This is a genomic window from Paenibacillus sp. GQ49, from assembly GCF_059759055.1.
In genome coordinates, this window is record NZ_JCAXEL010000033.1 from 46,101 (window position 1) to 52,373 (window position 6,273).

5 protein-coding genes are annotated in these 6,273 nt (G+C 46.1%); all 5 read left to right on the forward strand.

The window, feature by feature from the left end:
- Positions 1-61 precede the first annotated feature (61 nt).
- The 5 genes from thrC (at position 62) to AC6CIF_RS31210 (ending at position 5,826) form a co-directional block, all read left to right on the forward strand.
- Entirely contained in the window at positions 62-1,132 is a 1,071-nt protein-coding gene (gene thrC, locus AC6CIF_RS31190; RefSeq protein WP_036605915.1) for a threonine synthase, read from the forward strand.
- Complete coding sequence (gene thrB / locus AC6CIF_RS31195) at positions 1,129-2,097, forward strand: homoserine kinase (RefSeq protein WP_339297828.1); 969 nt, start codon at positions 1,129-1,131, stop codon at positions 2,095-2,097. Before thrC ends, thrB begins: the two co-directional genes overlap by 4 nt.
- Positions 2,094-2,966 (forward strand): prephenate dehydratase, encoded by an 873-nt coding sequence (pheA, locus tag AC6CIF_RS31200; RefSeq protein WP_498202680.1) that lies wholly within the window; start codon positions 2,094-2,096, stop codon positions 2,964-2,966. The genes thrB and pheA overlap by 4 nt, the downstream gene beginning before the upstream one ends.
- Before the next feature lie 148 nt (positions 2,967-3,114).
- Positions 3,115-3,999, forward strand: coding sequence for a branched-chain-amino-acid transaminase (gene ilvE, locus AC6CIF_RS31205; protein WP_017692630.1), 885 nt, complete (start codon positions 3,115-3,117; stop codon positions 3,997-3,999).
- 195 nt (positions 4,000-4,194) lie between these two features.
- Entirely contained in the window at positions 4,195-5,826 is a 1,632-nt protein-coding gene (locus AC6CIF_RS31210; RefSeq protein ID WP_498202681.1) for a LysM peptidoglycan-binding domain-containing protein, read from the forward strand.
- Positions 5,827-6,273 lie beyond the last annotated feature (447 nt).

Here is a 6,273-nt window from a genome sequence, read left to right on the forward strand (position 1 = left end):
TCATATCCGGTTCAACAGGTCATCATTTCAGATTATTAAAACATAAAGGAGTTTACCCACAATGAGATATCAAGGACTTTTGCAAACGTACAGAGAGCACCTTCCAGTTAATGAAAATACCCCCCTGCTTACGCTTCAGGAAGGAAATACACCGTTGATTCATGCAGAGAATCTGTCTGAGGAGCTCGGTTTGAATGTTTACTTCAAATACGAAGGTTTGAACCCTACGGGATCTTTCAAAGACCGCGGTATGGTTATGGCAGTTGCCAAAGCTATGGAAGAGGGCAGCCGTACGATCATGTGTGCATCCACAGGTAATACGTCAGCAGCTGCAGCGGCCTATGCCGCACGTGGTGGCCTCAATTGTATCGTACTGATCCCGAATAACAACATTGCACTGGGTAAACTGGCCCAAGCCATGATCTATGGAGCTAAAGTGATCGCGATTAATGGTAACTTTGACCGTGCACTGGAGATTGTGCGTGAGATCACAGCCAAACATCCAATCACGCTTGTAAACTCTGTGAATCCATTCCGGATTGAAGGACAGAAGACAGCGGCGTTTGAAGTTATTGAACAACTTGGCGAAGCGCCTGACGTTCTGGCTATCCCAGTCGGTAATGCGGGTAATATCTCGGCTTATTGGAAAGGTTTTAAAGAATATAAAGAGGCAGGTAAATCCAACACGCTTCCACGTATGGTTGGTTTCGAAGCAGAAGGTGCGATGGCCATTGTCAAAGGTGAGCCGATCCTTGAACCTGAAACGGTAGCAACAGCAATTCGAATCGGTAATCCGGCGAGCTGGAAAACGGCAGTAGCTGCAGCTGAGGAATCTGGTGGACAGATCAACTATGTAACAGATGAACAAATCCTGACAGCGTATCGTACACTTGCTTCTCGGGAAGGAATTTTTGCTGAACCTGCTTCTGCGGCTTCCCTTGCCGGTGTATACAAACTGAAGAGTGAAGGGTACTTTAAAGGCGGAGAGACTGTAGTTTGTGTACTGACAGGTAATGGCCTGAAAGATCCTAATATTGCGATCAAAACAGTAGCGACTGAGCCACTTGTTGTTGAAGATACGGAAGAAGCAGTAATGGCGGCCATTGCACAACTGGAGCAGCAATCTGTATGAGTTTGCGTGAAAAGGTAACCGTAAAAATACCTGCAAGCACAGCCAATCTCGGTCCGGGGTTTGATACCCTGGGCATGGCATTGTCTTTGTATGCCTGGTTGGAAATGAAACCTGCCGAGCAGACAACATTTCATCTTCACGGCAATCATTTGACAGGCCTGCCTACAGATAAATCGAATTTGATTTACGAAGTGGCACAGATGGTATTCAATGAAGCTGGGGTGTCCGTGCCTGAATTGGAAATCTCCATGTATTCCGATATTCCGCTTACGCGGGGACTCGGGAGTAGTGCATCAGCCATCGTTGGGGCATTGGCAGCGGCTAATGCATTAATTGGTGCTCCTTTATCCGATGCCAAGCTTCTGGATATGGCCACATCCCTCGAGAAGCATCCTGATAATGTGGGAGCATCTCTGTATGGCGGTATTATTACGGCTGCATGGAATGGTCAACAGGTAGATCATATACGTATTGAACCACACCAGGATCTGCAGGCTTTGGTTATTGTACCTGAATTCCAGCTGTCTACTTCCAAAGCAAGGAATGTAATTCCAGAGCAATTTGGCATGTCTGATGTGGTGCATAACATTAGCAGATCTTCACTGCTCGTTGCCGCTTTGGCGAGTGGACGACTGGATATGATTCAGAAGGCGATGTCAGATCGAATTCACCAACCATATCGGGCATCATTGGTGCCAGGCATGGCTGAGATATTGGAACATGCTGTTGATCATGGAGCGTTGGGAGCTGCCCTGAGCGGAGCTGGACCGACCGTATTGACTTTGGTAGATCGTCATGACACCCGGAAAGCGGGATTGGAACAATATTTGCTGGACACCATGGAGCGGGAGGGCATATCTGCTTCTGCACTGTGGCTCGATCCGGATTTGGACGGTGTAACCGTACTGCCTGATCAAGACGAACGTCCTTTTCTGGACAGAATCAAAGGGGAAGTTAATGCATGAAACGAATTGCAGTATTACCTGAAGGCTCAGTCTCTCATGAGGCAATTGATTTCCTTTTCAACGGGGAAACATTAGACTTGCTTCATTCCAAGCTGATTTCGGATGTTTTTCGAGCAACGGATAGCGGGATTGCACAATACAGTGTCATTCCGATCGAAAATACCATTGAGGGTTCCGTTAGTCTTCATATGGACTGGCTTGTGAATGAAGTAGATATTCCGATGCAAGCAGAGTGGGTATACCCATCCATCCAGAATGTGATTGGACATGGCTCGGAATTTAAGACAGAGAGTGGCGAGTATGACTTTGGTAGAATTACCAAGATCATGTCTCACCCTGTGGCTATTCCACAGTGTCAGAATTTTATTCGGCTGCATTCACCCGGGGCGGATCTTGAAGGTGTGAACAGTACAGCCGAAGCTGTAGAAATTGTGAAAAAAAATCCGGGTAAGGGCTGGGTAGCGATTGGTACCAAACTTGCTGCTCAGAAGCATGGTCTGGACATTATGGCTGAACGGGTTACAGATCATGACAACAACTACACCCGTTTTGTGCTCATCGGCCATGAACCTGTGAACATTCCACGTGAGCCGGATCATGTAAAAACCAGCTTGCTGGTGACGTTGCCAGAAGATGCACCGGGTGCGTTGCATCAGGTATTGTCAGCTTTTGCATGGCGGAAGCTGAACTTGACCCGTCTCGAATCTCGTCCAACGAAGAAACGATTGGGCAGTTACTATTTTTACATTGATGTTGTGGAAACGGTCGATTCGGTATTGCTTACCGCAGCCATGGCAGAGATTGAAGCGTTGAATTGTCAGGTGCGTGTTCTGGGTAGCTATCCTTGTTATACATATCCTTCGAGATAATTGACCTGATGGTGTTTGGGAATGTTAGAAGGTTGTCATAAGTCGGGGTAGAATGAGCGAGTAATGGCTTGTCATTTGGTGTACAATGGACGGGTTAATAACGTTTCGGAGTACTGGGAATGGATATTTTATGGAGGTGCAGTCATCGGTGGCAGAACAATGGATCTATTTGGATGGTCAGTATGTGACCAAGGAGAACGCAACCGTTTCGGTATATGATCATGGATTTTTGTATGGAGACGGGATTTTCGAAGGTATTCGGATCTATAACGGAAATATTTTCAGATGTAAGGCCCACTTGGATCGTTTGTATGATTCGGCAAAATCCATTAGTTTGAACATTCCGCTGTCCATTGATGAGATGCTGGAAGTCATGGCTGAAACGGTGCGCCGCAATGATATGCGTAATGGTTATATTCGTCTTATTGTATCGCGCGGCCCTGGTAATCTGGGGTTGGACCCGTTACGTTGCCCTAAGGCATCCGTAATCATCATCGTGGAGCAATTGGCGATCTATCCGGAGGAAGCGTATCTTACTGGATTGAAAGCCGTGTCCGTATCCCAACGCCGGAACATTCCGGACGCATTGAATCCAAAAATTAAATCGTTGAACTATCTGAATAACATCCTGGTTAAAATCCAGTCTAACTATTCAGGTGCTGGTGAAGCAATCATGCTGAACTCCCAAGGTTACGTTACTGAGGGTTCAAGTGATAACATCTTCATCATCAAAAATGGTGTAGTGTACACGCCGCCTTGTTATCTCGGAGCACTTGAAGGGATTACACGTCAAGCGATTATCGATCTATGTGGCGAACTGGAGCTTGAATTAAAAGAAGTGCCATTCACCCTGCATGATGTCTATATCGCAGACGAAGTCTTTTTCACCGGGACAGCTGCAGAAGTTATCGCTGCATATGAAGTCGATGGAAGAACAATCGGCACGGGAGTAGCAGGTCCGGTAACGCTGAGACTGCTGGAAGCATTCCGTCAGATTGTTGACAAAGATGGATATAAAGTGTGGGAATCTTAAGTTAGAATTGCATAACATAGGGAACAGGAATCCTCCTTGTCCGATAAAATTCTGCATACCTGGTGTATGGGGATTTTAGAGACAGGAGGATTTTTTTTGTTTAGTTGATGTCATTAGCCCGGTTTCTGCATAGGATGTAGTAACGGTATGGGCGAATGTACTGCCCAAGTATGACGTCTAGGAGGTTAGTTCCCTGTGAAAATACACATGGTGAAAAAAGGCGACACATTATATCTGCTGTCCCAAAAATACAATGTAGCGCTGGACAAATTGATCGCGGCTAATCCGCAAATCACAAATCCCGACAAGTTGGATATTGGCATGAAGGTTAAAATCCCTGCCGAGCCAGTAACACCGAAGCCGGAGGGTGTGCTCCACAGTCACAAGGTGCAGCAAGGAGATTCGTTATGGAAGTTGGCACAAGCTTGGGGAGTTCCTTTAAAAGATATGATCAATGCCAATCCGCAGTTGAAAAATCCGAATGCTCTGCTGGTGGGGGAGACAGTTTATATTCCATCTATGCACGCACAAGGAAACAGCACATCTAATTCGGGTGCCGGCAACATTGCTGCTCATGAAAAGTTGTCACCTGAAGGTAAGGAATATACGGGAGTCAAAGAACCGGAACCACCGGCTCCAGCTACGCCAACTCCCCCTGCTCCGGTAGCAGAGGTTCCTGTTCCGGTCCCGGTGCCTGCTCCACCACCTGCTAATCCGGTAATGCCGAATGTAATACCAGAACTGGAGGTACTGCCGCAGTTACCAGAGCTTCCTGAAGTGAAACCCGAAAAGGAGACACACAAAAAAGAAGAGGTTAAACCCGAAGTTCATGTAAAACCGGTAGCGGAATCCAAGAAATACACAATGCCTAATCTTTCGCCTGAAATTATGCCTTTGCCTGTAATGCCTAATACAAAGTCTCCAACTGAGGTTGCACCGGCAACGGAAAAGCCTTGTGGTTGTGGTAATAAGTTGCATCATGCGCCAGCCGAACACCCTTATGTTCAAATCCCGGTTCCTGCACAAGAGGTGTATGGTGCGCAGCAAGACATGTACACGGCAGGAGCGAGTAACAATACGTCGTTTCCAGGGATTCCGGAAGTTAGTCCTTATAGTGGTAGTGATCTGCCTAACAGTTCGTGGACTGGCGCGGAGCAGGGTTATAACCACAATAACGTTATGCCGAATCTGTCCGCAGAAATGCAAAACAACTCATTTCCGATTGCGCCAGCTGGCGAAGTGAATAGTCCATTCCCAACGTATGCAGCACCTAGTCATATGAATCATCAGCCGCCTTTCATATCTCCATACTCAATGCTTCCGTACCCTCCATGCGGATGTGGCTCACATACACATATGCCTCAGTATACTTATCCTTCTCATGGTTATCAGGATCCGGCTTGGAATATGTACGGTCCTTCGTACGGTATGCCGCCTGAAATGTCCACATCAACGATGCCAAACCAGCCTATTGAGTATGCTTATCAGAATCCGTACCCTACTCAGAACATGGTACCCCCGTCCCCGCTTGGAGCATTTGGTGAAATGTATCCTCCTCAGGGGCAAGGGAAGGGTGGCAAAAAAGGGGGGCGTGAAGACGCTAACTTAAGTCAGGTAGCAATTGAGGAGGTTGGATCAGATTCGGAAGGGAAGTCTAAGCAAGCAGGGAATAAGCCGGCCGCTGCAAAACGCAGAACAAGCAAGGCTCCTCTGAAGAATAAATCCAAGGTATCCGTGTCCGGGAAAACATCCAGAGAGGGTGCAGCTACTTCCACCCAACGGAAATCCGATAATAAAAAACGTCGTAATCCATGGATACAAAACTAACCTAGCGGATTGCGATTGATGAAAAAGTCAGGTGCTTGTTTTATTTAGTGGGAAGTCTGCTCTATAAAGGAGAGAGGCTTTCCACTTTCCTTATTAAACATTGAGTTTAGCATTACGGAGATATAGTTGTTCTGGTAATGATAAAGAGCATTTTATTGAGAAGTTGTTGTAAACCCTTTCATAAATGTGTTAAAATATTTGTACCCTATGAGCGTAACCTATTATGATAGGACAAGATAGGGAACGGATATGATAGCTTTAGCTAATGTAAGACTACTAAAGAAAAGAAATGAAAAAAACTGTTGCATTACATTCAACCGTATGATATATTATTTAAGTCGCCGCTGAAACACACGGTTGACACGGGAAACACAAGTGATAATGAAACAAGTTTGATCTTTGAAAACTGAACAACGAGTGAGTGAACATTCTGCTTGCAGAATGAAC